Source organism: Bacillus sp. ISL-18, assembly GCF_018613415.1.
GTDB lineage: Bacteria > Bacillota > Bacilli > Bacillales > Cytobacillaceae > Neobacillus.
The window spans coordinates 1-26516 of the sequence record NZ_JAGGQG010000015.1; the positions used below are offsets into that span (position 1 = coordinate 1).

General features: G+C 35.1%; 29 protein-coding genes and 2 pseudogenes. 8 read left to right on the plus strand and 23 right to left on the minus strand.

The window, feature by feature from the left end:
- Positions 1-235: 235 nt before the first annotated feature.
- The 3 genes from J7E81_RS22165 to J7E81_RS22175 form a co-directional block, all read right to left on the minus strand.
- Positions 236-529 carry a hypothetical protein gene (locus J7E81_RS22165; RefSeq protein WP_215045634.1) on the minus strand — a complete coding sequence of 98 codons (294 nt, stop codon included), beginning with the start codon at positions 527-529 and terminating at the stop codon, positions 236-238.
- Positions 530-710: 181 nt separating this feature from the next.
- Positions 711-1466, minus strand: a complete 756-nt coding sequence (locus tag J7E81_RS22170) for a class I SAM-dependent methyltransferase (protein ID WP_215045671.1) — start codon at positions 1464-1466, stop codon at positions 711-713.
- Between the two features lie 155 nt (positions 1467-1621).
- The gene (locus tag J7E81_RS22175) at positions 1622-2167 is read right to left on the minus strand and encodes a TetR/AcrR family transcriptional regulator (protein WP_215045635.1); all 546 of its coding nucleotides are present in this window, start codon (positions 2165-2167) and stop codon (positions 1622-1624) included.
- A gap of 234 nt (positions 2168-2401) precedes the next feature.
- On the opposite strand from J7E81_RS22175, the gene J7E81_RS22180 reads away from it, so the two are divergent.
- Positions 2402-3319 carry an alpha/beta hydrolase gene (locus tag J7E81_RS22180; RefSeq protein ID WP_215045636.1) on the plus strand — a complete coding sequence of 306 codons (918 nt, stop codon included), beginning with the start codon at positions 2402-2404 and terminating at the stop codon, positions 3317-3319.
- Positions 3320-3786: 467 nt separating this feature from the next.
- On the opposite strand, the gene J7E81_RS22185 is transcribed toward J7E81_RS22180, so the two are convergent.
- On the minus strand, positions 3787-4683 hold the full coding sequence (locus J7E81_RS22185) for a LysR family transcriptional regulator (protein ID WP_215045637.1): 897 nt from the start codon (positions 4681-4683) through the stop codon (positions 3787-3789).
- A gap of 133 nt (positions 4684-4816) precedes the next feature.
- Here J7E81_RS22185 and J7E81_RS22190 point away from each other — a divergent pair, with 133 nt between their 5' ends.
- Positions 4817-6007 (plus strand): MFS transporter, encoded by a 1191-nt coding sequence (locus tag J7E81_RS22190; protein ID WP_215045638.1) that lies wholly within the window; start codon positions 4817-4819, stop codon positions 6005-6007.
- Between the two features lie 300 nt (positions 6008-6307).
- Here J7E81_RS22190 and J7E81_RS22195 read toward each other — a convergent pair whose 3' ends face one another.
- Positions 6308-6817: a CBO0543 family protein gene (locus tag J7E81_RS22195; protein ID WP_215045639.1), complete on the minus strand. Its 510-nt coding sequence runs from the start codon at positions 6815-6817 to the stop codon at positions 6308-6310.
- A gap of 317 nt (positions 6818-7134) precedes the next feature.
- Here J7E81_RS22195 and J7E81_RS22200 point away from each other — a divergent pair, with 317 nt between their 5' ends.
- Positions 7135-8142: a DUF3231 family protein gene (locus J7E81_RS22200; protein ID WP_215045640.1), complete on the plus strand. Its 1008-nt coding sequence runs from the start codon at positions 7135-7137 to the stop codon at positions 8140-8142.
- A gap of 721 nt (positions 8143-8863) precedes the next feature.
- Here J7E81_RS22200 and J7E81_RS31130 read toward each other — a convergent pair.
- The 4 genes from J7E81_RS31130 to J7E81_RS22210 form a co-directional block, all read right to left on the minus strand.
- Positions 8864-9127: an aldo/keto reductase gene (locus J7E81_RS31130; protein WP_308162259.1), complete on the minus strand. Its 264-nt coding sequence runs from the start codon at positions 9125-9127 to the stop codon at positions 8864-8866.
- Positions 9109-9420: an aldo/keto reductase gene (locus J7E81_RS31135; RefSeq protein ID WP_308162260.1), complete on the minus strand. Its 312-nt coding sequence runs from the start codon at positions 9418-9420 to the stop codon at positions 9109-9111. Before J7E81_RS31135 ends, J7E81_RS31130 begins: the two co-directional genes overlap by 19 nt.
- Positions 9417-9587 (minus strand): hypothetical protein, encoded by a 171-nt coding sequence (locus J7E81_RS31140; RefSeq protein ID WP_308162261.1) that lies wholly within the window; start codon positions 9585-9587, stop codon positions 9417-9419. Before J7E81_RS31140 ends, J7E81_RS31135 begins: the two co-directional genes overlap by 4 nt.
- Positions 9588-9649: 62 nt before the next feature.
- The gene (locus J7E81_RS22210) at positions 9650-11224 is read right to left on the minus strand and encodes an FMN-binding glutamate synthase family protein (RefSeq protein ID WP_215045641.1); all 1575 of its coding nucleotides are present in this window, start codon (positions 11222-11224) and stop codon (positions 9650-9652) included.
- Positions 11225-11743: 519 nt separating this feature from the next.
- Here J7E81_RS22210 and J7E81_RS22215 point away from each other — a divergent pair.
- Both J7E81_RS22215 and J7E81_RS22220 read left to right on the plus strand, forming a co-directional pair.
- Positions 11744-12223: a CBO0543 family protein gene (locus J7E81_RS22215; protein WP_215045642.1), complete on the plus strand. Its 480-nt coding sequence runs from the start codon at positions 11744-11746 to the stop codon at positions 12221-12223.
- 406 nt (positions 12224-12629) lie between these two features.
- Entirely contained in the window at positions 12630-13589 is a 960-nt protein-coding gene (locus tag J7E81_RS22220; protein ID WP_215045643.1) for a DUF3231 family protein, read from the plus strand.
- Between the two features lie 315 nt (positions 13590-13904).
- On the opposite strand, the pseudogene J7E81_RS22225 reads toward J7E81_RS22220, so the two are convergent.
- From J7E81_RS22225 to J7E81_RS22240, 4 genes and pseudogenes are all read right to left on the minus strand, one after another.
- Positions 13905-14080: pseudogene (locus tag J7E81_RS22225) on the minus strand (transposase); the annotation flags it as partial.
- A gap of 1360 nt (positions 14081-15440) precedes the next feature.
- Positions 15441-15731 carry a hypothetical protein gene (locus J7E81_RS22230; RefSeq protein ID WP_215045644.1) on the minus strand — a complete coding sequence of 97 codons (291 nt, stop codon included), beginning with the start codon at positions 15729-15731 and terminating at the stop codon, positions 15441-15443.
- 63 nt (positions 15732-15794) lie between these two features.
- Positions 15795-16070 (minus strand): hypothetical protein, encoded by a 276-nt coding sequence (locus J7E81_RS22235; RefSeq protein WP_215045645.1) that lies wholly within the window; start codon positions 16068-16070, stop codon positions 15795-15797.
- A gap of 72 nt (positions 16071-16142) precedes the next feature.
- Positions 16143-16295, minus strand: a pseudogene (locus J7E81_RS22240) (sulfite oxidase-like oxidoreductase); the annotation flags it as partial.
- Positions 16296-16396: 101 nt separating this feature from the next.
- Here J7E81_RS22240 and J7E81_RS22245 point away from each other — a divergent pair.
- The gene (locus tag J7E81_RS22245) at positions 16397-17503 is read left to right on the plus strand and encodes a zinc-dependent alcohol dehydrogenase (RefSeq protein WP_215045672.1); all 1107 of its coding nucleotides are present in this window, start codon (positions 16397-16399) and stop codon (positions 17501-17503) included.
- 123 nt (positions 17504-17626) lie between these two features.
- Here J7E81_RS22245 and J7E81_RS22250 read toward each other — a convergent pair whose 3' ends face one another.
- From J7E81_RS22250 to J7E81_RS22290, 9 genes are all read right to left on the minus strand, one after another.
- Positions 17627-17977, minus strand: a complete 351-nt coding sequence (locus tag J7E81_RS22250) for a rhodanese-like domain-containing protein (protein WP_215045646.1) — start codon at positions 17975-17977, stop codon at positions 17627-17629.
- A 190-nt stretch (positions 17978-18167) separates the two neighbouring features.
- Positions 18168-19256 carry an SIS domain-containing protein gene (locus J7E81_RS22255; RefSeq protein ID WP_215045647.1) on the minus strand — a complete coding sequence of 363 codons (1089 nt, stop codon included), beginning with the start codon at positions 19254-19256 and terminating at the stop codon, positions 18168-18170.
- Positions 19257-19308: 52 nt separating this feature from the next.
- Complete coding sequence (locus J7E81_RS22260; protein WP_215045648.1) at positions 19309-19827, minus strand: hypothetical protein; 519 nt, start codon at positions 19825-19827, stop codon at positions 19309-19311.
- A gap of 124 nt (positions 19828-19951) precedes the next feature.
- Complete coding sequence (locus J7E81_RS22265; protein WP_215045649.1) at positions 19952-20674, minus strand: N-acetylmannosamine-6-phosphate 2-epimerase; 723 nt, start codon at positions 20672-20674, stop codon at positions 19952-19954.
- Between the two features lie 12 nt (positions 20675-20686).
- Positions 20687-21511: a PTS system mannose/fructose/sorbose family transporter subunit IID gene (locus J7E81_RS22270; protein ID WP_215045650.1), complete on the minus strand. Its 825-nt coding sequence runs from the start codon at positions 21509-21511 to the stop codon at positions 20687-20689.
- The gene (locus tag J7E81_RS22275; protein WP_215045651.1) at positions 21511-22251 is read right to left on the minus strand and encodes a PTS mannose/fructose/sorbose/N-acetylgalactosamine transporter subunit IIC; all 741 of its coding nucleotides are present in this window, start codon (positions 22249-22251) and stop codon (positions 21511-21513) included. Before J7E81_RS22275 ends, J7E81_RS22270 begins: the two co-directional genes overlap by 1 nt.
- 19 nt (positions 22252-22270) lie before the next feature.
- Positions 22271-22765, minus strand: a complete 495-nt coding sequence (locus J7E81_RS22280) for a PTS sugar transporter subunit IIB (RefSeq protein WP_215045652.1) — start codon at positions 22763-22765, stop codon at positions 22271-22273.
- Positions 22758-23171, minus strand: coding sequence for a PTS sugar transporter subunit IIA (locus J7E81_RS22285; protein WP_215045653.1), 414 nt, complete (start codon positions 23169-23171; stop codon positions 22758-22760). The genes J7E81_RS22280 and J7E81_RS22285 overlap by 8 nt, the downstream gene beginning before the upstream one ends.
- A 61-nt stretch (positions 23172-23232) precedes the next feature.
- Complete coding sequence (locus J7E81_RS22290) at positions 23233-24303, minus strand: SIS domain-containing protein (protein WP_215045654.1); 1071 nt, start codon at positions 24301-24303, stop codon at positions 23233-23235.
- Positions 24304-24718: 415 nt separating this feature from the next.
- On the opposite strand from J7E81_RS22290, the gene J7E81_RS22295 reads away from it, so the two are divergent.
- Positions 24719-25432 (plus strand): GntR family transcriptional regulator, encoded by a 714-nt coding sequence (locus J7E81_RS22295; protein ID WP_215045655.1) that lies wholly within the window; start codon positions 24719-24721, stop codon positions 25430-25432.
- A 198-nt stretch (positions 25433-25630) separates the two neighbouring features.
- On the opposite strand, the gene J7E81_RS22300 is transcribed toward J7E81_RS22295, so the two are convergent.
- Positions 25631-25786, minus strand: coding sequence for a hypothetical protein (locus J7E81_RS22300; RefSeq protein ID WP_215045656.1), 156 nt, complete (start codon positions 25784-25786; stop codon positions 25631-25633).
- 204 nt (positions 25787-25990) lie between these two features.
- Here J7E81_RS22300 and J7E81_RS22305 point away from each other — a divergent pair, with 204 nt between their 5' ends.
- A complete protein-coding gene (locus tag J7E81_RS22305; RefSeq protein WP_215045657.1) occupies positions 25991-26188 on the plus strand; it encodes a hypothetical protein in 198 nt (65 codons plus the stop codon).
- Positions 26189-26516 lie beyond the last annotated feature (328 nt).

Genomic DNA, 26516 nt, shown 5'->3' on the forward strand with positions numbered 1-26516 from the left:
TAAAAAAACCACGATTTTTTTTAGAAATCGTGGTTTTTATTTGCGTTTTTAAATATTTTTATTGCCTTTTGTCCCCCAAAAGAGAACCCGTTATCTTATTGACGACCCTTTATTTCACTAACGCACCCGATAGCTTAAGTACATTTCTTCACAAACCTTTCTTTTAATGTGAAGCAAACTCCTTCTTCTTGAAGAGTTACACCACCAGTTCAGTTCAAATAATTCTGTATTGTATTTAGCCCCACCACATCGCACAAACAAACACCGACCATCCCGATATACAAAAACCTATTATTCCAAAACCAAATATGTATATAAGAGCAAATTTTTTTACCCTTATCTTCAAATAAGCAAATAAAGGGATGACTATATATATTAGCACACTAATAATTGTAAGTACGGTTAAGTAGTTTAATGCTCGATTTGTTTTAAATAATTCATCCATAAAATATGCTAAAGACTGTCCGTTAACGCCTAATACAGTTGCAATTATCAATAACACCCATATTAAAAAATGCACCATTTTCAATGCAGCTCCCCCTAGACTAACACATATACATATAGTGTAAAATTTCACTAATTATAACAAATACTCCTGTCATTGGAAATGTCGTTTTATTCAACTAAACTGCCCCTTTGGACGCCGTAATGGCAGCCTGAACTTCAATTAACGCCCCCGTTAGCTTAACAAAATTTATTTCATAATGCAGTTATTTTTTTAATTTGAACACTATAAAGTCAGCACATCTAAAATCTTCTTCAGATGAAGGATATTTATTTAGCATTTCTTTTGATGGCATAGGTTCTACAATGCTCTCTAAAGCAAAACCAGTTTTGATAAGAGAATTTATATAACTCGTTAATGTTCTATGGAAGAACAGCATTTTTTCTTTGTCACCTAAACCTTGTTCATACGCACCTTCATAAAAAAATTTATCTACGTTCCAGTGCAACTTTTCACCGCTATCCGTTCTCTCCCAACCACATTCTGGAGTAACAAAGCAAGGATGCAAAATTGAAAAAATAAAAATGCCTCCATCTACTAATAACCGATACATTTCTTGAAATGCTTTTTCATAATTAGCAAGGTCTTGAATAACCATATTGGACACAATTAAATCAAAACTTTTATCTTCAAAAGTATTTAAGTCCTCACAGTTACCTTGTTTAAAATCAATTAACAAATCATTTGGAGTTCTTTCTTTCGCAATTTCTATCATTCTAGGAGAATAATCAACTGCTGTAACTGTGGCACCAGACTTGTAAAACATCCTGCTTAAGTACCCTTCACCACATCCTGCATCTAAAACTTTTATATTTTTTATATTCCCTATAAGTGAAAATAGAGTTGGGTTTAAGAATACCTCTTTATGAAGGTCTCCTTGTTCAGTATGATTATTTGAATATGTATTTGCAAAGGCATCCCATCTCTTAATCGCTTCTTCAGTACCTAAATTATGCTTCATTTTTAAATAACCCCCAATACCATTTTTCATATCCATTCCCCTTATTTCTATAACCTTCTTAAAGTATCCTGCTTCATTACTTCAATTAGAAAAAGCATTACCGTTGTTCCAGTAATGCACCCGTTAGCTTAAGTACATCTATTCACATACTTCACTTACAAATTTCTTTCTAATAAAATCCCAATTTGCTTAGGTAGCGATTCACGATTTTCTTTTATAGCGTTTAAAATATATGCTTCCACTACGCCGACAATGGCAACTCCGAAAAACTGTAGCAATAATTCTTTATTTAATCCTTTATTCTTCCCCTCATGTACATGAACTTCATCATGTAATTCATCAATGACATATTGTAGAAAACGACTTCTAAATGTTGGACCACCCTTACTCGCCAACATAGTAGAGAAAAACAACTCATGTTTATCAAAATATTCAAACCAGATAATTGTTCCATCTATAAAGCTTTCCTCTGCTCTTTCGTCACAAATACGCTGGAGCTCCTTTAAATGTTCATCGATTAACTTCTCAAGTAAATCAAATTTATCTAAGTAATGTGCATAGACTGTTCTTCTTCCGACGTTAGCTCGATCTGCAATTTCTTGGATAGTGATTTGGTCAAAATTCCTTTCAGCCATCAACTCAATAAACGCTGTTTTGATTGCCTCCTGTGATTTCAATACTCTTCTATCAACTGTTTCCATCTATATCATCCTACCTTTACTAAACTTTTTTTCATTTTTTTAATGCAGTCTATTTCGATTTAATCACATGTATAAATATAGCCCATAAAGATATTGCACTATTTTCGGCAGTTTGTTCTTTATCACTCAAATGATGCATAATTGGTCATTGAATGTAAATCGCCCCCGTGTATAATAAGGTACGTGAGGTAAATATAGCACATTTGTGCGAAATAATAAATAGGAGGATTCAAAATGCAAGTAACCAAAACAGATGTACAGTTTAATGGCAAAGGTCTTCAGTTAGCAGGACATCTTTATTTACCAGAGGGGTTTATAGGAAATAAAAAGTATCCTGCAATAGTTTGTGTCCATCCGGGTAGTAGCTGTAAAGATCAAACCGCGGGAATCTATGCCGGAAAACTTGCTGAACAAGGATATATAACCATTGCATTTGATGCGTCATATCAAGGTGAAAGTGAAGGTGAACCTCGATATATTGAAGATCCGTCTGCAAGGGTTGAAGATATTCGTTGTGCGGTGGATTACCTGAGTTCACTGGATTATGTAGATGAAAATCGTATCGGTGTATTAGGCGTTTGTGCTGGAGGGGGTTATGCAGTAAATGCCGCAATGACAGAACGTCGAATCAAGGCAGTAGGTACAGTCGTTGGCGCTAATATCGGTCGTTTATATCGTGAAGGTGATGCAATCAAGGCACTAGAGGGAATTGGTAAACAACGTACTGCTGAAGCTCGTGGGGCTGAACCAATGATTACGAATTGGATTCCTAATAGCCAAGAGGAAAGAGAAAAAGCTGGTATTACTGATATAGATATTACGGAAGCCGTTGATTATTATACTACTCCAAGAGGTCAAAGTCCTAATTCTCCAAATAAGTTAAAATTCACTAGTATAGGATCAGTAATGGCTTTTGATGCTTTCCATTTAGTAGAAGAATTTCTTACTCAACCTTTACAAATAGTTATTGGTACCGTACAAGGTGGATTCGGTTCAATAAAAGATGGACAAGAACTTTATACTAGAGCAGCTTCCGTTAAAAAGAATTTGTTTGTTGTTGATGGTGCAAGTCACTATGATTTATATGACAAACCGGAACCTGTTAATAAGGCTGTTGAAAAACTGGTAGGATTCTATAAAGAAAACCTTTAGGTGGAAGGGTGAGATGGCAGCAAAAGCTGCCATCTTTTTTTGTCGTAGAGTAAAATGATTACGTATTAGATTTTTATCATAAAAACCTTCTTCCTCTAAACTGTCCCGTTACTTCAATACCACGTTTCCAAAGCTATAATCAGGGCAATAATTCCTCTAATATAACCGAAAAGGAGGAAATATTTTGTTATTATCAAAAGCTTGGGAATTATATGAATCAGACAAAAGGATTGAAGGATTGAAGGATTCTCTCCTCAGACATTAAATGCATATAAACTCCAATCAAAACTGCGATTCAACACTTTAATGATGTGGATATTGAGTCATTGACTACTGATCAACTGAAAGGATACTAGCAAAATCCAGCAAACGCCTAAAACCGTCAAGTTTGGCTCATCGAATTCGATTTATTAAATCATTATTTCTTTGGTCACACGAGGAAGGGCATTTACCCAAGCACTCATAAGCTATATCTCCACATATTCTAAAAATTTCTTTACTAATCTATACTGATTTCCACCATTTAAGAAAACCCCCCCATATACGGAATTAAAGTTTAGAGGATACCCAGTTAGAGGAATAGCAACGATCTTTCCACTTTCTATATATGGGTCGTCTTTTAGCATTAAACTAGATACCAAACTAATACCCAATCCCTCTGAAACAGCTCTCTTGATAACTTCAGAATTTTTTGTTCTTAAAATAACATTAATTGGTTCGTATTGTTTTTCTAAATCTTCAATTAAATGTCTAAAATATCTCCTTTCATACATAATAAATGGATAATCCTTAATATCCACTAATTGTAGTTCTTTATTAAAAGCCAAGGCTGAGTCTTTTGGGGCTATAATATTAAAATTTCCTTCATAGTGAAAGGAGTGAAATATAATATGGGAAGGTAATTTATCTCCAGGATTAAATAAGGTAATTAAGCCCAAGTCCACTTTTTCTTGGTCAACACTACTAATTACATCCTCTTTTTCCATTTCTTTAATTGTAACTTGTATTTGTGGGTAATCGTTTTTAAATCTAGCAAGTGCTTTAAGTAAAAAAGTCATAAATATGCTTGGACTTGTAGCAATTTTTAATTCTCCGTTGAATGATGAAGTAAGGGATTGGACTTCTTCTTTTAATTCTTCGGTCTTTTTTGAAATTTCAAGTAACTTTTTAATTATAGTTTTCCCTTCAGCTGTGGGAACAGTTCCAAGCCTTGAACGTTTAAATAATTGAACTCCGAATTCTTTTTCCAATAAAGAAATCGACTGACTGATAGCTGATTGCGTAATATGCAGATTTTGTGCAGCAATCGACATTGATTTTGTTTCAATAATTTCCTTTACATACTCCAACTGTTCAAAATTCATTGGTTTCTCCTTTTATATTAGTTTCTCTAATATTATCATCAATAATTGTAATTTTACATTTAAAGTGAATTATATATATAATCGAGGTTGTTATATTATTGGAGTGATAAATAGAAAAGAGGTTAGGATAAAATTGAATAAACCTAAGTTATGGACAAAGGATTTTCTTATTATATCTATAACAAATTTTTTTCTTTATTTAATTCATTATTTATTAATCGCCACCATTGCAATATTTACAGCAGATAAGTTCCATGCCTCTGCAAGTATGAGTGGATTGGCTGCAGGTATTTTTATCATCGGAATGCTTTTTGGTCGTCTTTATTCGGGTAAGTATATAGACCTTATTGGATGGAAGAAAATGCTTTTTATCGGAATTATTTTTTCGATTATAACGATTCTTTTATATTTTGCCGTTATAAACTTATCCATTCTTTTAATTGTTCGCTTTTTACACGGTATTGGATTCGGAATAGCCTCAACAGCAACAGGGACAATAGTTTCGAGTGTTATTCCTGATGAACGAAGAGGCGAAGGTACTGGTTACTATGCCTTAAGTACAACCATTGCTTCCGCAATTGGTCCTTTTTTTGGTATATTTATTAATCAGCATTTAGGATTTAAGATGAACTTTGTAGTATGTACCGTAATAATTCTGATAAGCTTTTTATCTTCTCTTTTTCTTAAGATACCAAAAGTGGAATTTAATAAAGAGCAATTAAAATGCATGAAAGGGTTTAAGCTAAACAACTTCTTAGAACCGAAAGCTCTTCCAATTGCGATTGTAAGTATCATAGTAACCGCTGCTTATGCTAGTATTCTTTCGTTTCTTAACACATATGCACAACAAATACATTTAGTCGATGCCGCTAGCTTCTTCTTTATTGTCTTTGCAATAGCTGCCTTGGTTTCGAGACCATTTACAGGACGGTTGTTTGACCTTAAAGGAGAAAATTTTGTAGTGTATCCTGCTCTTATTTGTTTTATTATCGGTTTCCTGATTATCAGTCATGTTCATACTGGATTTATGCTTTTATTCTCTGCCGTTTTTATCGGTTTGGCTTATGGGACATTTATTCCAAGCGGTCAGGCTATAGCTGTTAAGGTTTCACCTCGTAATCGTATGGGCTTGGCAACGTCAACTTTCTTTATATTTGCAGATTTTGGTGGTGGTTTTGGACCATTTTTAATTGGACTATTAATTCCAGTCTATGGTTTTTCAAACTTATATATAATGATGGCTATAGTCATTTTAGCAGACGTTATTTTATATTACTTCTTACATGGAAAAACAAAAGGAAATGTAACATCATTACAAAATTAAGGATAAAAGAAAATGTCTCATTTTGACGAAGATTAGTCGTATACATGAAAAAGCACTCTAACTTGAGTGCTTTTTACTTTGAAATAGGTGGATTAATTATTACTAATAAAAAAAGAGTGGTTGTGAAGAATCTCACTTAAACTAACCTGCCCCGTTACTTTTATTAAGAAAAAAGCGACCTTCTTTCTTGAAGAATCGCACCCGTTTGTTAAAGTACAATTCTTCACAATCTTTTTTTATACTAAAAAAGAGCTACCTTTGCAATTAATCTTCTTATGTTTATATGTCCCTAACCGAATCTTATTTCATTTTACTTATTGGTAAATTAAAAAATAAGAAATAAAAAATAATGATTGGAACAGAAATTATGTATGCTGCTAAGGGTTTTTTATGGTGAAGTAGCAACATAGGAAATAAAGTAGCGTCAAGCAAAGCAGACCACCAAATGTTCCATCCATGATAGTAATGGAACAACCCAATAACAACAAAGAAATACTCGATTGCTATGTATAAAACTACCCAAAAAGAAACGTATATTAATTGTTTTATTCGGTTGTTTTTAGGGAAACGTGAAAGAAATAAAAGTACAGAACAAGGGAAACCTATAAATGTTACTGCAAGGCTATTTAATGTGTGAGTAGGTAAAATAAAGTCACTAAATATCCAGAGGGAATAATTATATGAAAGAACATCATAAAGTAATGAAAAAACAATCATAAAGAGCAATGTTGATTGATAGTTCCTCCAATTCCTCCAATCCCCCCAACGCCATGCAGCAAAAATCCATAAAAATTGACCGATGATATGCATTATCTACCTCTTACTATAATCATGTTTCGTTTTATTATCACTCTAAATAACCAAAAGTATTACTTTTTCCAACAGCCTTACCGTTTTTTTTCAATAAGAAAAAGCTACCCTTGATGACAGCCCTTTTTCAGGGAAACTTTCAATAAGCTTCTCAACGGTTTGTCCTTTAGCAGTGGTTGGGTCAGAAAACTTGTTCTCCATCACATTACCTCCCTTAACGGATAGCTTATTCTACACAAATATTAAAGGAAGAATAAGTTGTTTTGGTAGGAGTAATACTTAAATTAGAAAAATCCACTACTAAGAGGAGCTCTTCAATGAATACAAAACATTCTGTAGGTTTATCATCAACAGAAATTGCAGGATTATGGGCTACATATATTAACGATAGCTTATCTATCTGTCTCTCTAAGCATTTCCTTCAACAGTCGAACAACGAAGATGTTAAACCCTTAATTAAACTAACATTAGATTTATCACAAAAAAATATTGAGGAAATCAAGAATATTTTTGAAAACGAGAATTTCCCTATTCCCAAGGGATTTTCCGATGAAGACATTGATCTTTCAGCTCCACCTTTGTTTTTCGATTTATTTCCTGTAAGCTACACTTACGGGATGAGTCGTATGGGTTTGATGACCTATAGTATGCTCATTTCTAATGTCGTCCGTGAAGATGTTCGATCTTTCTTCTCAAAGTGTTTAACTTCCACAATGGATCTTTATAATACATCAGTAAATCTAATGCTATCCAAAGGGATATACGATCGCCCAACAATGATCCCTTATCCCGATAAAGTTGAATTTGTTAAAAAGAAAGAAATATTTTTATCCAAGTGGTTTGAAAAGAAACGCCCTCTGAATGTTCTTGAACTATCTGAAATATTTTTTAACATTGAAAGGAACTATTTTGGTTTAGTCTTACTCACTGGATTTATTCAAGTTGTGAAAGATGAACAAATAAAAAAGTTTTTGACAAAAGGAAAAGACTTAGCTCAAAAACAAATTCAATTCCTAAACCATACTTTAATCAAGGAAGATCTGCTTGGTACTGTAATGGTTAACTCAGAAGTGTCAACTTCTACTGTATCTCCTTTTTCAGAAAAGCTCATCATGAACCTTGTAACTATACTTAATACGCAAGCAATAACCTATATTGGTCATGCATTAGCTACATCAGCAAGAGTGGACCTAGCTTCTGAATATTCAAAACTAATTCCTGAAATATTGCAGTACGGGAAGGAGGGCACCGACATTTTGATAGAAAGGGAATGGATGGAAGAACCACCACATGCTCCAAATAGAAAGGAGTTAGCAGAAAATTAGGTTTAAATTAAACAATAGATCTCAACGATCACTTTTTTTAGTTATATTAGGCAAAAGTTGAAACCCTTTTCAAATATCCTGCACTAAGCTAAATAAGAAAAGGCTGCCAATTGTGGTTAACGGGTTCGGTTCAGTGGTGCAAAACAGTAAATAAGTACAATGAAAGATTATTGGGTCACCAAGTTACTTCGCACGAGGTTGTTACCCGTAGAATGTTAGGATGAAAAATCGCTTAAAGAATATTATTGATACTTGTCAAAAAGGATGTCAAAATTGACATCCTTTTTCTATTTCTAAATTAATGTTAAAAACTTCGTTAATTACAGTGTTAAATAGGCTGTGAATTGAATTTTGCACCTCTCAACCGAACCCGTTAAATTGTGGTAGCCTTTTCTTCAAGAAATGCCCCCGTTTGTTTAAGTGTAGTTCTTCACAATCTTATTTACACATCATAAACTTAATTCCTTTATTTTATTATCCATTCAAATAGGGCACAATTTCTTATTAAAGAATAACGCCCGATTGTTGAACATCTCATTAGTCTATTCAAAGAATATAATTAAAATAAACCCACCCATTTGTTAAATCAAAAGGTTGGGTTTATATAATAAATTTATAATTCGTGAACTAATTCTTATTTAATAACGTGTACCCGCAACATTTGGGCTAATCGCATCAAGTGCTGCTAATTCTTCATTTGTTAATGTTATTTCGGCTGCTTTTACATTTCCTCTAAATATTTCACTCGTTTTGTTCCAGGAAATGGTACAGCACCTTTTGCCATTGTCCAAGCAATCGCCATTTGAGCAACTGATACCCCTTTTGCAATAGCCATTTCTTCTAGTTTTGTAACAATGTCTACATTAGCTTGGAAATTTTCAGGCTGGAAGCGTGGTAGTCTACGACGTATATCATCAGCGGACAAATCCTCAAATGATTTTAATTCGCCTGAAATGAAGCCACGGCTTAATGGACTGTATGCCACGTGCAAATGCCTAAATCACGTGTTGTCGGTAAAATCTCTTCTTCAATGTCACGACTCCATAGTGAGTATTCTGTTTGAAGTGCTGCGATTGGGCGTACACTATTTGCACGACGAATTTGTTCAGCATTCGCTTCAGAAAGACCTAATGGACGCACTTTACCCGCTTGTACCAGTTCAGCCATTGCCCCAACTGTTTCTTCAATCGGTACGTTTTGATCTACACGATGTTGGTAGTAAATGTCGATGTAATTTAAGTTTAAGCGACGTAATGATTCATCAATCGCTTTTTTCACGTAGTCAGGATGCCCACCAATAATTGCCAGTTCGGACCAAAGGTGAATTTTGTAGCGACGATTGCTTGCTCACGTTTACCACCTTGTAACGCTTTACCTAGTAATTCCGGGTCTACGCAAAAAAGGAATTCGTTTGAATCCTTGATTATAACTGAAAATAGCCACATTTTTTGACAGATCCTCAATGTGTTCCCGTTCATTTTCTATTAAACTATAAAACTCTTTTGAATCATTCTGCTGAAGAATCAGGAATTGGAAACAGTTCTGATAACCTGATTATTTTTCCATCGACATCTTTAAATACAATGTGTTCCCGTGTGAATTTATGAGGGCTATCAATGCCACAAGCCGCGGCTAAGGCAAACAAACCAGAACGTACATTCATGATATAGTTCATGACTCGCCATTTTTTCTCCTCTGGCACAAGTGCTTCTTGATATTTTGGATCAGTGGTCGTTACGCCCGTAGGACATTTACCCGTATGGCATTGAAGTGCCATAATACAGCCGTTCGCAATCATAAATCCTCGTGCAGAGTTCACGGCATCAGCACCAATTGCAAGCGCAATGGCAATTTTATCGGCTGAAATTAACCTTCCTGAAGCAAAAATTTTCAGCTTGTTTCGTACACCAAACTGATAGGCCTTATCCACAACGGCAATTAAAGCAGGATATAAAGGAATCCCCATGGTATCTGCCATCGATTTATAAGTAGCGCCTGTTCCACCTTCTCCGCCATCAACCGTAATAAAATCCGGATAAATCCGAAGATGATTCATGGCCTCGAAAAATTCATCCAAGCTGGATGGATAGCCAACGACGATTTTGATTCCGACAGGTTTTCCCCCTTCCTCTTGCAGCATTTTGATAAACTGCAACGTTTCAACAGCATTATGCAAAAAGGGAAAGCGATTGGGTGAATTAATGGTCTGCCCCACTGGAACCTTCCGAATAGTTGCTACCTTCATTGTCACCTTCGCCCCCTCCAGATGTCCGCCACGGATTTTGGCTCCTTGGCCGAATTTAAGCTCAAATGCTTTTATATTCGGTTCCTGGGCTTTACACTTAAATTCATCAAGAGAAAAATTCCCTTTATCATCGCGAAAACCAAATAAACCAGGGCCAATTTGAGCGACCACATCTACGCCGCTCTCTAAATGCTCTGGTGCCACTCCGCCCTCCCCTGTATTGATCCATGAACCGCCTGCCATCCGGCTCCCTTGACCTATTGAAAGGATATAGTTTTCGCCGACTGCTCCATAAGAGGTGGCAGAGGCACCAAATGGACCTGCAAGTCTCCATGGAATTTTCCGATCACTGCCAACGATGATCGTGTCTTCCTCCTGGTAAAGCCAACGTGTGGTTTGATCCTTTTCCAACTGTTCGTGACGCGTAAACAATCCTTCATGATCAATTTTGTATTTCATTGCGTGGACTTTTTCCTGGTTGTCAACTCTTAATTCTTCATTTAATAGTGGAAACAAGCTATTGGCAATATAATACCCAGGCTTTTCAAAGTCACGTTTCGAACCAAAGCTCACAAGGTCACTTCGATATTTGGCCGAAAACACAATCCCTAAAAAATCTGTACGTGAAAATGGTTTGCCACTATTGTCATCATCAAACCAATATTGTCTAAATTCCGGACCAATCTTTTCTAACAAATAGCGCATCCATCCCAAATAAGGGTGTGCTCTAATAATCGAATGCTGTGGTTTCTTTGATAAAATATGTAACCACACAAGCAGGGCAATGGGTCCTACAATAAACACAATCAATAGGAAGATAAAAATAGTCCAAACCATCTAACAATCCCACCTTTTCTAAAACTAAAATGGTGACAAGAACTGCAGCTCTGATGCTGGGCGGCCATTTTTTCATTACTATTATGTTTATTTAGACCTTTCCTTTATATTGCCTGATATTTATCTCCAAATTGGATTTTCATAAAAATACAAATCCTTGCTTTTAATGGTATAGCCCCCGGTTGCTGAACTAATCTGGACCTTCGCAGCCTCCCCATCTTTATCTCTTGCAACAACTACTTCAATAAGAAGTATTACATAATAAACCACATTGGGAAGTAAAAAACGCCCCTTTATAAAAATACCCCTACCTAATTGGCGGGGGTGAAAGAAGCTAATATCCAAATGGTGATGGACAGCAAGGATTAACTGGAAAACCACACATTTTATGTGGTTCACAACATTCATTTACACATGATTCTGTGTTTTTTATCTTAGTTGAATAAGTACTATCAATTAACATTTTTTTTCAGATGTTTTCTCCATCGAATTGAGCATACTTACTTATGAGGTGAATTTATGAAACACACATTAGAGAAAAACATATTAAGGGCTTTATTAATTTTTGGAATAATTTCATTCATAAATTTGATGAGAAAACCACCCGCAAAAGATTGGTTACTTATCTTTCTATTTAAAGGATTTATATCTACACTTTTAGATATTATAATTGTGAAAAAGGGATACATCAAATATCCAATAAATTTATTTAAATCCTTTGATATTAGCTTTATTTTTGATTATTTACTTTATCCTATAAACTGTGTTTACTATAACCAAGTTACTAAGAAATCCAATATTTTTGGTATAATTGTTAAATCATTCTTTTTTACTATTCCAATGGCTATAACAGAGTATTTCTTAGAGAAGAAAACGTCTTTAATTAAATTTAACAACGGATGGAATTCCTTTACTAGCTTCTGGACTTCAAGTATAACTTTACTTATGTCTCGGGCTTTTATTGCAATAGTCCGAAAAGCAACTAATAGTCCTGTTTAAAATTAATTTACTTTAAGTACAGGATTTTTTCATGAAAAAATCCATTAAATTGATACAATGAATTATTAAAGAGGGTTCATACCTATTTCATTAACCTGCCCCTTTCGTATTATAAGTTTAGCCAGAATGCTAAATATTTCTGGTTGACCTTATTTATATCTTTCCACTTCGCCGTAAAGACTTTTCCCATTAAAGGAAGTTAGCTTTAGATATTCACCTCAATTTTTTTAATCATTATATTACCAACATCAGTTTGATCGGATATATGAAATGTTGTTCCTTTTCGATAGGTTCAACCCGTACAATGAAACTCTGAGTGTATTTAGGAAGAATTACCGATTCATGAATAATCAAGAAATTTTTTGAAAAAATAAAAAAAGAGATAGAGTTTTTAGGGGGTATAACAATGAACGTAAATGAATTAGGTTTCCTTTGGTACTTACAATCAAGTTCAAACATGATGAATTATTTTTTAAAATATCTTAGTGAAACTTCTGAGGATACCGATTTAAGGAATATTTTAAATGAAATATATGAAATCTCTACATATCAGGAACAAGAGGCTACTCAATTATTGTCTGAGGAAGGTTATAAAGATACACCGTTCTTCAGGGAAGATGATATATATAGTTCAACAACAAAGCTATTTTCAGACCAATTAATGATAGAAATCTTAAAGCATATAACGAGTAATGGATTGCGAGCGCTTGCTGTTCAATATGTTGAATTAACAGATTATAAAGTAAAAAATTTTTATAAAAAACTACTTATTGATGTAATTCAATTAGATTTATCTTTATTAAAATTACTTAATGATAAAAATTTATTACAAAATAATTCGTTCTCTTATAAAAAAGCAGATAAAAGGGATGGGAGACTATTCAAAGTTGCATCAACTCAGCAACGACCACTCAATGCCGTAGAATTGGCAAATATGTTCGGTGCCCTTCAATGTAACAATGTTGGAATTGCTCTTTGTACCGGTTTTTCTGAAGTCGTAGAGGATATGGACACAAAGGAATTTATACTAGAAGGGAAAAAGTTAGCATTTAATCAATCAGCCACTTTATCCGATATCTATAGAGAAAATGGAATTCCAACTACAACTGGACTAGAGGCTCACGTTAATAAAGGAAAGGAATCACCTTTTTCCGATAAATTAATTGCAAACTTAATAATGTTCCTTAATCCAGTAAGTATAACCCATCTACAAAATGCAGTGGTATCCAGTTATAAAAAGGATCATATAGATTCTTTAAAGGAACTAATCAAGATGATTGAAAACTACTCAGAGAAAGGGCTGAAGTTATTAATAAGGAAAAATTGGTTTAATGAACCACCTGTGTCTAATTGGTCACATAAATAGAAACGATGCCTGGTGGTAATCAAGATATAGAAACTACTCGGCACATAGGCCAGTTACACGAACTCCATAGGCGACACCCACATCGTCATGCCCCCCCATGTGAGCAGACGTACAGCCATGACTTCACAGATGGATTTTTCGGAAAAGTTTAGGAATTAGCAACGTAAGAAATCATTTGTACTTCTTTCGACCCAAAAAGAGCATTATGGCTTAAACCCTTTCTATCGCATTCAATCAAGTGGCTCTAATAAAAAAATTAAAAAATTTTTCAACTGATAGCAAAAGAAGTCTAAAAAGCGCTGGGGGGTATTAATTGGTGGAATGATCAGGAATGGGATCATGGAATTTTAAACATAAAACCATCGATAGACAACATTCATTTTTATTTCTCTTACTAATTGCCTCTCAGAGCGAATACCGTTCATATAACCAATGAACATCATTTTTAAAAGAATTAGTGGGTCCAAAGGACGCCCGTTGTCCTCACTATAATAAGGGAGAATCTTTTCTAGAAGAATATGTTTACAATGTAACCCTCTTATTAAATCAAGTTTTTTACCCTACGATTGCTGGTCCTACCCCAATATGTAGTAATGAAGATAGGGTCGAATGCCCCTCTTCACAGGAAGGTGTAATTATATCTAGGAGTATCTTAACGGCATTTCCTGAAACAAAGCTATTGCAGTTTGCCATGGAGGAGAATATTTCTTAATATCCTGAACAATCTAACATCATGAATTAAAGTCTTATGTGGAAGAATAACATCTGTTAAAACAAAGTCATTTGCTACTTAATACGACGCTAATATTCACAAATTAGAGTAATAGAAAAGTAGTGTGAATTATTTGAATTCCCCTCCATTTTTTATTGTGAATTTGCTTGCGAATTACCGCCTTCTACTTCAAATCGGAACCCGTTTACCATATTCTACTTTTTTAAAAAATAGTGTATGTTTTTATCTAGTTTTGAACCAAGTTTAATAACCTCTTAAACGACGTTTCCATATATGCACCTCATAAGCCCCTTACTCTTCTTTGTAATACAATTTGTTCGGATCGCTCACTAGCGGATCCGTTGGTTTTTATAAGGTGCCTGGCAACATTTTAAAACATTAACTTAAGTTGTATCAGTGCACTCATAATTGCTGCATCTCTTCCTATTTTTCCAGGTTGATTGATAAGCGGTCTCGTTCTATTTATAAACATTTGATCGCACATTTTTCTATTTCCAGTCATTCGGTAACAATTATCATGTTCCAAGCAAATAGCATCCAATACATTTACAGGAGCACCCGGCCCGTGACAACCAGGTCCTCAATATCTGTATCCCGGATAACAAAGCATCAGAAACCCTCCTTTCCTCAAAAGGTTTCTAATATATTATGTTATTGGGATAAAACTTGATTGTACTAGTTGCTTACTTTATCTTTTCCAATGCGAGAAAAAATTTATAACAAAAATGCATCTATCTTAATTGAAAATAAACCAGCCTCGATTTCACTATATCAATTGATAATTGAGTAAACTCACTTATCTTTTGGTCTATTTCATCTTCAATAAGATCAATAGTTCAATATTTATGTTAATGTTGGTCGGGGCAGAAAAATGTGGATTTACAACGTTAAGCAATTTTAAGAAGTAAAAATGTTAAACTTAACAACTATAAGGGATTTTTTGAGACATGTATATTTGACATTTGGGACCCTTTAACCACTGTTATATCCGTCATTCTCAATAGAGTTAAACCCTATTGATACAAATCTCATAAACCTTGAAATATCAGTATTTGTTCCCTTACCGTTGTAATTTGTCAAAACCATGACGCTTCCCAAAATAGAATGAACAGCGGTCTTTATGGATGCTTTTCATCTTTTGTTTTCCTCAACGCGGGTTCTGAAGTTATATGAAGAGGTACCATATACCTTTTCTTAGTATTATAATTAGGTTTAACCTTTTTGAGATTAACATTCCTTCCTACGTTAAAATGACCATTGTCAATCTGGGTGATAAAGACATTTGGAATATTATTTTCAAACATAAATATCAATTGAGTGTTATCTTTGAAATTGTCAACTGGGAACTCCTCATCCCTATGGACACCATTTTCATTATCATTATTATAAGAAATAATTAATTTTTTCATTATCTCTTCCTTGGAAAACAAATTTTTTTATTAGGAAAAATTTAAAAAACTAAGGGAAGCCTATTATTCATTTATATCTATTCCAGATAAATCTAATGAAAGTTCATCTATTACTATAAATACACAACCGAAAACAGTTCTGTAATCGATGAAGTCCCCTTTAACTTCAACATTCACCTCAATAATATTCCTTCTATTATGTATGTGTTTTTCTTCAAATAGATTAAACTTGATACTTGAAACAGATACACTAATTTCCTCTAAGGATTTTTTTAGCTCTCTTTCAAATATTGAATTGCTAAAGTTTTCCCTGAAGAAAAAACGGATAGTAAATTTCATCTCAAAACCTCCTTCTTCTTATAATTTGCCAAATCTTCCTTACTCAATCTTTTTTTCGAATACGGCAAAATCAAGGATTTCCTTATAGGATAAGAACTTTTCTTCTTTTACCTCACCAAAAAGTCTGAAATTCCATGTGGATTCATCAAACTTGGAAACATCACCTGCATGCAGTATTGGCCATTTTTCTGTTTCGAATTGGCCAGGTGGAAGCTGCTTTTCCATCGCACACCATCCCTTTTCCCTCTTAAACGTTGGTTCGATCTTAGTGCTTCGTATAGTATGCTACAAAATAATGTAAGCAAACCAAAGACAAATACGTTGGAATTCAAGTAAAGGAAGTAGCAGATCCTGCCCTTCAAAAGAATGAGGATATAATTGTCAGAATTACCTCAACGGCTATCTGCGGTTCCGACCTTCATATTTACAGTGGTGCTCTTCCGGCATCAAAAGATTATGTCATTGGACACGAGCCCATGGGGATTGTGGAAGAAGTCGGACCGGAAGTAACAAGAGTGAAGAAAGGTGACCGCGTGGTACTGCCATTTAATATTTCTTGCGGACACTGCCATTACTGCCAAAATCATATGGAAAGTCAATGTGATCATTCCAATGGAAATCCCCATATTGATACAGGCGGTTATTTCGGTTTTACAGAAAGATACGGGGGGCATCCAGGCGGGCAAGCCGAATTGCTGCGTGTGCCTTATGGCAATTTCATGCCTTTTGTGATCCCGGAATCAGCCGAGGTGCCAGATGAAGCCGTGCTGTTCTTATCTGATGTTCTCCCGACTGCCTATTGGAGTGTCGAGAATGCAGGTGTTAAATCCGGTGATACAGTGGTCGTGCTTGGCTGCGGTCCAGTGGGGTTAATGGCACAAAAGTTTGCCTGGATGAAAGGCGCTTCCCGAGTCATTGCAGTCGATAATCTTCCATACCGGCTAAACCATACAAAAAAGATGAACAATGTTGAAATCATTAATTTTGATGACTACGATGAAACAGGAGCCTATATCGCTGAACTTACAAAAGGCGGAGCTGACGTTGTCATTGACTGTGTTGGGATGGATGGAGAAAAAACACCAAGAGAAACAGTCGATCAAAAAATAAAGCTTTCCGGCGGTACGATAAGTGCGATCAGAATTGGCATGGAGGCTGTCCGCAAATTTGGAACCATACAGTTGACAGGAGTATATGGCTCTAAGTATAATCAATTCCCTCTTGGAAATTTATTTGAAAGAAACATCCAAATAAAAATGGGACAAGCCCCTGTCATTCATTACATGCAGACCCTGTTCGATATGATTACATCCGGTCAAATCGATCCTACAGAAATTATCACCCACCGTGTACCGCTTGATCAAGCAAGCGAAGCGTATAAAATCTTCAATGACCATGAAGACGAATGTATCAAAGTCATTTTGAAGCCATAAAGAAAAGGCTGCTGATTGGTAGTTGCACTTATGCCTATAGTAAAAACACTTGAATCAATATTTTGATTCAAGCGTTTTTTTAATTAAATTAAAGACTATTCTAATTACACACCAAAACCCATATTAATTTCTTTTTTGTGATTGCAGATACTCTTTCCAGGCAGTAATTCCGCCTTCTAGCAATACAACATTATAGTTTTTTCTGGACAAGATTGTGGCACATTTTTTGGCAGAGTTTCCTGTTGTACAGGTTACAATGATTTCATGGTTTTTAGGTAATGCTGCGACTTCTTCATCACTTTTTTCCTCAAGCTCAAAGATCGTTGTTTTTGGAATATTAAAGTTTTTGATTTTAGCAGCTTCAATGTGAAAGTCATTGTATTTTTCCTCTGCGCGGACATCCAGTATGTAAGTTTGGGTATTTTCTTTCAGTCGCTCTTCAAGCTCTTTTGGCGAAATCGTTTTGATTGTCAAAATCAACACTCCCTTTGAAGGTTTTAAATCTTATAAAATTCCCATCTATTATAACATTGTGGCTCAAATAAAATAATCATACTGCCAAATGATTGTGTGATTAAGGAATGGGATATTCATTTAGAGAAAGTCATATAAAAAAGCACCTCCATTAATTGATCCATTCAGGAGGCGCTGCCTGTTTTATGATTTAATAAGTATAACTCCCCATTTTTTTATGGAAACCAGGATCAGAAGATAGATTGCAATCAATCCCTAAATCGGAAGAAAGCTTTCTGGCAAGGACTTGTAATGGTACAACATATTCTAAAGAAGCAAAATACGGATGATTTTTAAAATCAAAGATTAAATTATGAGGATCTTTTTCAAAACCTTTATCAGAGGTTATAACAAAGTTTTTATTTCCTCGTTCCATTTCAAAATAGTTTCTCATATTCATCATTCGATTGTAATACTGACCTTCTGAACCAAGATAGAACATGAAAGTATCTTGATCAATCGAATGATAAACGCCGTGCATGAATTCCTCTAATTCATATCCTGTTACACTGTATCTAACGGCTTCTAGTACTTTTAATGTTCCTTCCATTAAAGCAGACTTGCACTGCTCATAACCCACCATGATGATTCTTCTAGATTTAAGTAATTCCTCTTTATTATCGTTATACCAATTAACACTTTTTCTGGCAATATCAGGGATATTATCCGTTGTGTCAAGCAGATCGAATACATAGTTCTCATACTCTAACGCAGTGAGTTTCTTTGATTGTAAGCCAATGTTTAGAGCCAATAATACCAATGAAGCTACTGTTCCAATATATCCTTTTGTTTTTGGTGCTGCATATTCAGGTCCGACTGAAATTTCTAAGAAACGTTCTGCATGATCGATAATGGGTGTATTTTTCTCTGCAGATGCAGCAATAGTTGCATATCCTTTTTCCTTGGCCTTATCCAAGGCTAGGATGGTAGATGTAGATCTTCCTGCATGAGAAATACCAATGACCAACGTATTTTCATCCGGTAAAAATTCTTGATCTTTAAAATCCATCGGATATTGAGCTATGACTGGAATACCTAACACTTTCTCCATCATACTTCTGGACGCTAACCCCGCATGATAACTGGTTCCTGATCCGACTAAATAGATTCTATTTATTTGCTTTGAGAAAAAGTATACAGTTGCTTCTTCCAGAATCTCATCTTTTTGATCTACCATTCTTCTTACTGCATCCTTTGATTCTACAATATAATCATACATATCCCATGTTTGGTTAGTCATATTATTCTCCTCGCCTATAAGTTTAAATCCCTGTTGTTCTGTCAATCGATATTCAAGTTCCTATTAATCTGTCCAATTGTTTCATTTGTCCTTGTGATTTAGAAAAACTCTTTGCTTTTTGGAGGAATCGTTTCGACTGATCCACCTCTCCAAGAAATTCATAAAGCTTGGCAAGTCTAAAATAAAGAATGACCACTTCGGGTAATACCTTTGTTTTTTCAATCCTTTTCTCCAAAACACTGATATAGTTCCTGTCATGATCAATATAAATTGTTTTTAGTTCATTCAATTCACGGTATAATTCTTGATTTGATTCTTTATCAATTTGATTAATTAAGAAATGGTAGATTTCTACTGCATCCTTTTTGTGCCCGAAGTCTAAATAATAACCATATACCGACAGTAAGATACTAACCAAATCTTTCATTTTGACATTCGATTTCCTTAATTGTTCGGTTATCTCTTTTATTTGATTGTATTGGTTTGTATCTAAATAATATTTAATTTTTAATACTATGATCGTTTTTGAAGAAAAATATAGTTTTATAGGTAAAGAAGACAACAAATCCATATATTCTTCTTCTTTTTTATAAAGTTTATATTCCATCAATAACGACAAATATTTTTTAGTGATAACCTTCTTATAGATAAAACTAGCGAAGATACAAATAAAGAATAATGAGGGGACTAAATAATTAGTCATGGTATCGTTTCAGCATTCTAGCAAATCGCTTTGCTGTAATATGAGGACGAGTGATGGCATTCCCAACAACAACCGCATAAGCCCCCATGTATAAACATTGGATGGCGATTTCAGGAGTAGAAACCTTACCTTCCATAATCACCTTTGTTTCTGTACCTTTTACTGCATCCACAATATCTCGCAATAAAATAAAGTCAGGTGTATCCTTGAGCGTTACATGATCGAAGTAACCCGCTTTTGTATATCCTTGTAAGGTAGGTGCGACAAAATCAGCTCCATACTCAGCAGCAATCCTAGCATCTTCAGGAGTGGAAATATCTGCAAAAATGAGAGCTTCGGGAATTTCTTTTTTGATTTCCTTTATGGTTTCATAGGAGTACTTTCCATCGTCTCTCTTATGTTTCGTTGCCTGTACCGCAATAATCTCTGCACCAGCATGCCAAATTTCCCTGGCAGCGTTTAGATGGGGCGTTAAATAAACATCCTTTATATTCCGGTCTATTTTCCAGAGACCGATGATGGGTAAATCGACCGTTTCCTTGATTCTTTTGATGTCGTCCGGTGAATTCGCTCGTATGCCGACCGCTCCAGCCCATGCTGCACATTCGGCCATTTTTGCCGTCATTCCCTCCATATAATGAGGCTCACCCGGAACCGCTTGGCAGGAAACGATTAAACCGTCTTTCAATCCGTCGATAATTTCTTCTTTTCTCATCCTAACCTCCCCTTACTTTAAAACGCCTAAAAGAACACCAAGAATACCGAGTATAATCAGCCCAAACATGATCCAGGTTCCACTTACTCTCTTTTGCAGGAGACTATAGCAGCCAAACGTAACGAGTAAAGGCAACAATTTAGGCATGATCGAATCTAAGGTTTCTTGAACATTAATCTTCGCGTGATTAATGCTAATGGACGTAGGTAATTTGATCACGACCATGGAAGCAATCAATGCCCCAATCACAACCAGGCCAAGAACCTTGGCGGCTTCTGTTAGTTTTTGCAACGTTCCATTTTCACTAATCTTCGCTAAAAATTCGCTGCCGCCTTTGTAACCAATTTTAAATCCAAACCATCTTACCAATTCACTCGGGATGACATTCATCAAAAAATACAATAGCGGTCCCAAAATACTTCCTTTAATCGCCAATGGTGCACCGATTCCCACACCAATGACTCGAAACGTTCCCCAGAAAAACGAGTCCCCGATGCCGGCAAGCGGCCCCATTAGTGCCGCTTTTACGGAATTAATGGAAGATACCTCGAACTCGTCTTCTTCGGCATTGGCATACTGTTCCTCCATCGCACAACTGATTCCGAGAATGAATGGTGAAGTGGATGTCGCACAATTAAAAAACTCTAAGTGTCGTTGATACCCTTCTTTTAGCTGTTCATCATCATCACCGTACAATTTTTTAATAACAGGTGTCATGGCCCATCCATATCCCGTCGACATCTGTCTTTCATAATTAAAACAACCGAGAAGCTGGTAATGTCTTACGTAAACACTCATTAAGTCTTTTTTGGTTAACTTCTTTGAGTTATTTTCCATTAGAATAATTCCCCTTCCCTTGGCTTAAATTGATAATATAGATAGGCGCAGATCGCACCGAATATGGCCGCACCAATCGTTGATATATTGAAAAAAGCAACAAGCGCAAATCCGAGGAATAGAAAGGCAGCGTATTTTTTATCAAGACTTAACTGCATTAACATTGCAATCCCAAGAGCAGGAAGCAGATTTCCTGATTGTGCTAAACCCGCTTGAATCACTTGAGGAATATGATTGACGATCCCTTTAATGACATCTCCACCGACCATAAATCCAATGAACACCATCAAAAACTTAGACAAGAAGTACATGAGTGAACCTGACCAATTTCCAATGGCGATTCCTTTCCAGCTGCCCTTTGCAATCTGATTGTCCGCATAATGGGCAAAGGTAGTATTCAAAATTGCCACCCCAATGGCTACAAATTGAGCAAGTAAAGCGATCGGAATCGCTAATGCTAAAGTGGTTTGATAATCGGCGCCCGTTTGAATCGCTAATGCAGTCGCTAAAGCAGAGCCAACCACCACATCGGGAGGAGTTGATGTTCCAATCCCCACCAGTCCCATCCAAACTAGTTCAAGTTCACCGCCTATGATTAAACCCATTTGAAAGTCCCCCATCACCAAACCAACCAGCGGACCAATGATAATGGGCCGATCTAACATGTGCTGCCCGCCAATTCGGCTTTCCATGTAAACAACTGCAGCAATTAAGGCAATCAAAATTCCTTGAATAACCATTACTTTTGCCTCCTCTTAGCTAAATAGTATGAAATGCTTTAAGGATTCCCTCATAATTCATTCTTTCTAAAGAAGGAGTAACTTGAGCAAAAACGTCAATTCCTTTTTCATGCAGCTTTCTAGCATACTCGAAATCTTCGATTGTCATTTTGATTTGCGGCAAGGTTGAAATTAATTTTTCTTTCTTTTTTAATCCTGCTGTCCCAATATTAACGGTTTTAATACCATTAACCTGTTCACTGACTTTATAGGCATCTTCTACACTTTCCGTCACAACAAAAAACTTCTTACTCTTGTATTTCTCACTGTTCAATATTCCTATGGATTCTTCGATATTTTTAATAATCAAACTAACCCCTGCCGGTTTCGCCATTTTCATCGTCATACTCATAAAAGCATCCTTTGAAGCTGCATCATTCGCCACTAAAATACAATCCGGCTTCAGCGCACTCGTCCAGGAAACTGCTACCATTCCATGAACCAATCGATCATCCACTCTTACTAAACTAATCATTCGTAAACTCCTTCCCTTCCATTTCTTCGATCAATTTGTTCATAAACACTAATTGTTCTCTAGATGATGTTACAACCCTCTCAATGGTTTCCTTATTTATCGTTTCAGGACTAAACACCAATTCCAATAGAATCGATAAATTAATCCCGCTGATCACTTGATAACCAAATGCAGCCATGTGTTTTGAAGCAATTCTATTCACGCTGCCACCTGGAATATCTGTCAATACAATAAGTGGAGATCCTGATAATTCTTTCACTTTCTCGATAAAGTCCTTCTCAAAATCGTTATGTTCCACATAGGCATTCATATAATAAACATTTTTGATCTGACTGTTAAAAAACTTTACAGACTCATAGAATCCTTCTGCTAGACGACCATGGGTGGCGATGATAAAATTAGTCACTCTAAACCCCCTTCCAGAAATATGAATGGCTATCTAAATTGACATAAGGTGATGGTAAAAATTATCTTACATGGGAGAAACTTCTTGTTTTATGCGGATAGATAGACGTGTCATAGCCGATTGATTCACAATTCCTAGCAGCCATTATTTGAAACGGCATAATGAATAATATCGGACTAAACACCTTACTTATAGGGGCAGCTAAATATAAGTCTTTACTTCTAAGAGTGATGGTTTGATTCGTGATTATAAATTGATGTTCTGTTAGCTGATCTAAGAAAGACCTAAACTTCTCAATTGATTGGATCTCTTCTCCTTCAGACGCAATCATAAAAATATACTGCTTAGAGTCAAAGGCCATTTCATATCCATGAAGCAGCTCTTCAAGTTCATGTGCAGAAAGCGGTTTATGAAAGGTTTCGTACATCTTTAAATAACCTTCCATCGCTGTCACGTAATTATGGCCGTAGCCTGCGATCGACCCTTTTTCCATGGTCATTAATTCATATTTGTTCCTCTTGTACCATTCTTCAATTTGCTCTATGGCAGATGGCAGTTGACTAATATCCTTTTCCAACGATTCCATTATTGTTTTATAATCAAGCTCTGATAGATTCCCAATCCGTTTGCCGATTTCAACAGCCATTAGGATGGATGTAAATACTGTAGAGGTATATCCTCTTGTTTCAATTGGAATCTTCTCTTTCCCACAATTTAAATGAATTGATAATTTTGCTTCATTCGTAATGAAACTGTTTAAATCTTCTGTGAGTGCAACCGTCTGAATCCCCAATAGATTCCCTTTTTTCACCGCATTTATGGAGGAAACCGACGTTCCGGACTGAGAAATAGCTATAAGCATTGTTTCTTCATTCTTAAAATTTTTGCTAAAAATTTCATATCTCGAAAAAAAGGTAGGTATCGAAACCGATGTTTCGAAGTCTGTATATTGGTCAAAATACATTTTCATTAATAAGGCCGCATGATAGCTTGTTCCAGATCCCGTCAAATACACTCTTTTAATTTGATTCTTTTCTATAAAGTTTAGTAACGGTATACATGTCTCATCTCTGGAGTCTAAGATTTTTTTTAGCCTATTGGGCTGATCGTAGATATAATCAATCATCTTCATTACCAATCACTCCTATTAACTTAGCAAATCCATTTCTGGTATACTTATTTAAAGATTCACACCTCCTATCATTCATGACTCATTTCATAACTGACAAAATATTCAGAAAAAGGTAGTTGTAACTTCCTTACTGGAAGTTGATTTGTTAGTATATTATGTATATACAAATATGAATATGTATATATTTTTAAAATTAATTTCTCCTCCTTATTATTCATTCAAAACCTCATCTAATGACTCAGCTTTCGGAAATATTCCTTTATTTATATGGATATTACTTCAAAATGTATATACAAATATGAATATGTATATAATTTTGTTCTCTCTCCATCCATTAAAGTCTCATAATACTGTCAAGACGGAATAAACTATTATTGCATAATAGAAAATTTTCAAAGAAAGGGGTCATAACTATATGAAAACAACCCCAAAATATACAATAGTGGAAGATTATTTAATTAATAGGATTAATACGGGGGAACTAAAAGTTGGTGATCAGATTGAAACGGAAGAACAGCTAGCTGAACTCTTTGGTTACAGTAGAATGACCATAAATAAAGCTCTAAATAGGCTTGTTGAAAAAAAACAAATCACACGGATTTCTGGAAAAGGCAGCTTTGTATCTTCCTCGCATGTTACCAAGTCACTGGAAAGTCAATCTAGTTTCACAGAAGATATGAAGAGTATCGGGCTATTACCAGGATCTAAGCTCCTTACCTATGAACTAATAAAATCGAACGAGATCCCTGTAATCTCAAAAAAATTAAATTTAAAAGAAAATATTTTTGTTCATCATTTTGTTCGATTACGGACCGGAAATGGTACTCCCATCGCTATAAGCTATAACTATGTATCTACGGAAGTCCTGCCTGCCATCAATGTAGAATCTTTAAATCATTCCTTTTATGATTACTTGAAATCGTTAGGCTATACTGTACTTGGCAGTGAATTAGAGATGGAGGCCGTTTTGCCTACCGCTGAACAGAAAAAACTATTGCAAATTGACCAAGGGGCCCTTCTGAAATCAAAAGCGATAACTACCGTTTCATTTAATGGTAAGGAAAGCATACTTGGTTATTTTGAGACTTTTTATAATGGAAATATCTATACATATAAATTTAATAAGTAATTTATCACAAGTAGTTGGATATCTCCTTATAAAGAAAAAGGGTGAACACCTTCAGCTGGTGTTTCACCCTTTTTCTTATCACCTATTTGATGGGAGAAATGAAGAAAAGCTCCATTTCTAAAAGTTTATTATTCATTAAATATGATGATAAATAAAATATTGTCCCTTACCAAAGCCACTCGGTACAAAGTAATCACATTAGTTATTAAGTTGTTTTTTTATTTCCTTAAGTTCGGACCTTAGAGCCTTTACTTGCTTAGAATTATCAATGCCAACACTAACTGCATATGCAATGATAAGAAATAGAACAACTAAACCAATAAAACCATAAAATAAAGTTAAAATAATCCCCATAACTTTGTCACCCCGAAATATATAAACTATTACAACATTACCATAAAACGGTAAATAAGTGACATATATTTTGTTTTTCTATACTCTTTTCGTATATGATTGTTGCTAATACAGGGTTATTTAATGTTAGTAATACACAAATTCCTCTGAATCAATTATTACATAATTCCGAGAATGATGGTAAATTAAGGAAGAGGTGATTTTATGAAAAGAATACCGAAATATAAATTTAATTTTATTGTTTCATTTATTTTTCTGGTTATAGGTATTATCCTTTTAAAAATACTTCCTAACGCAATTCCTACTCTTCTTATTTTTGGCTATTTCCTTCTTTATTACTTGGGAACTGGTATTTCTCATTTAATTAAACAAAGAAAGCATACCAACTCACCTATGGATTAAACATAAGAGGAGAACCATCTCTTTTTTTGAGTTGAGGATCTTGAGTTATCCTGACATACTACTTGTTTAAAACTATCTGAATCCCCCATTTAAATTTTTCTAGATATAGTCAATATTAATACAATTAATACTTTTTCAACTAGACTGCCCTGCCCAGCTTGTACAAAAAGAAAAGCCGCCTTCAATTGATGGCAGCACACCTCTTCAAAAATCAGTTTTTATAAATAAAATTCAACTATTATACAACAATTACTAATCCTTGTTTTACAAAGAAAGACAGGACCCGCATGGAATCCTGCCTTCTTGAAGGGGAATGCTCCTTATTTTC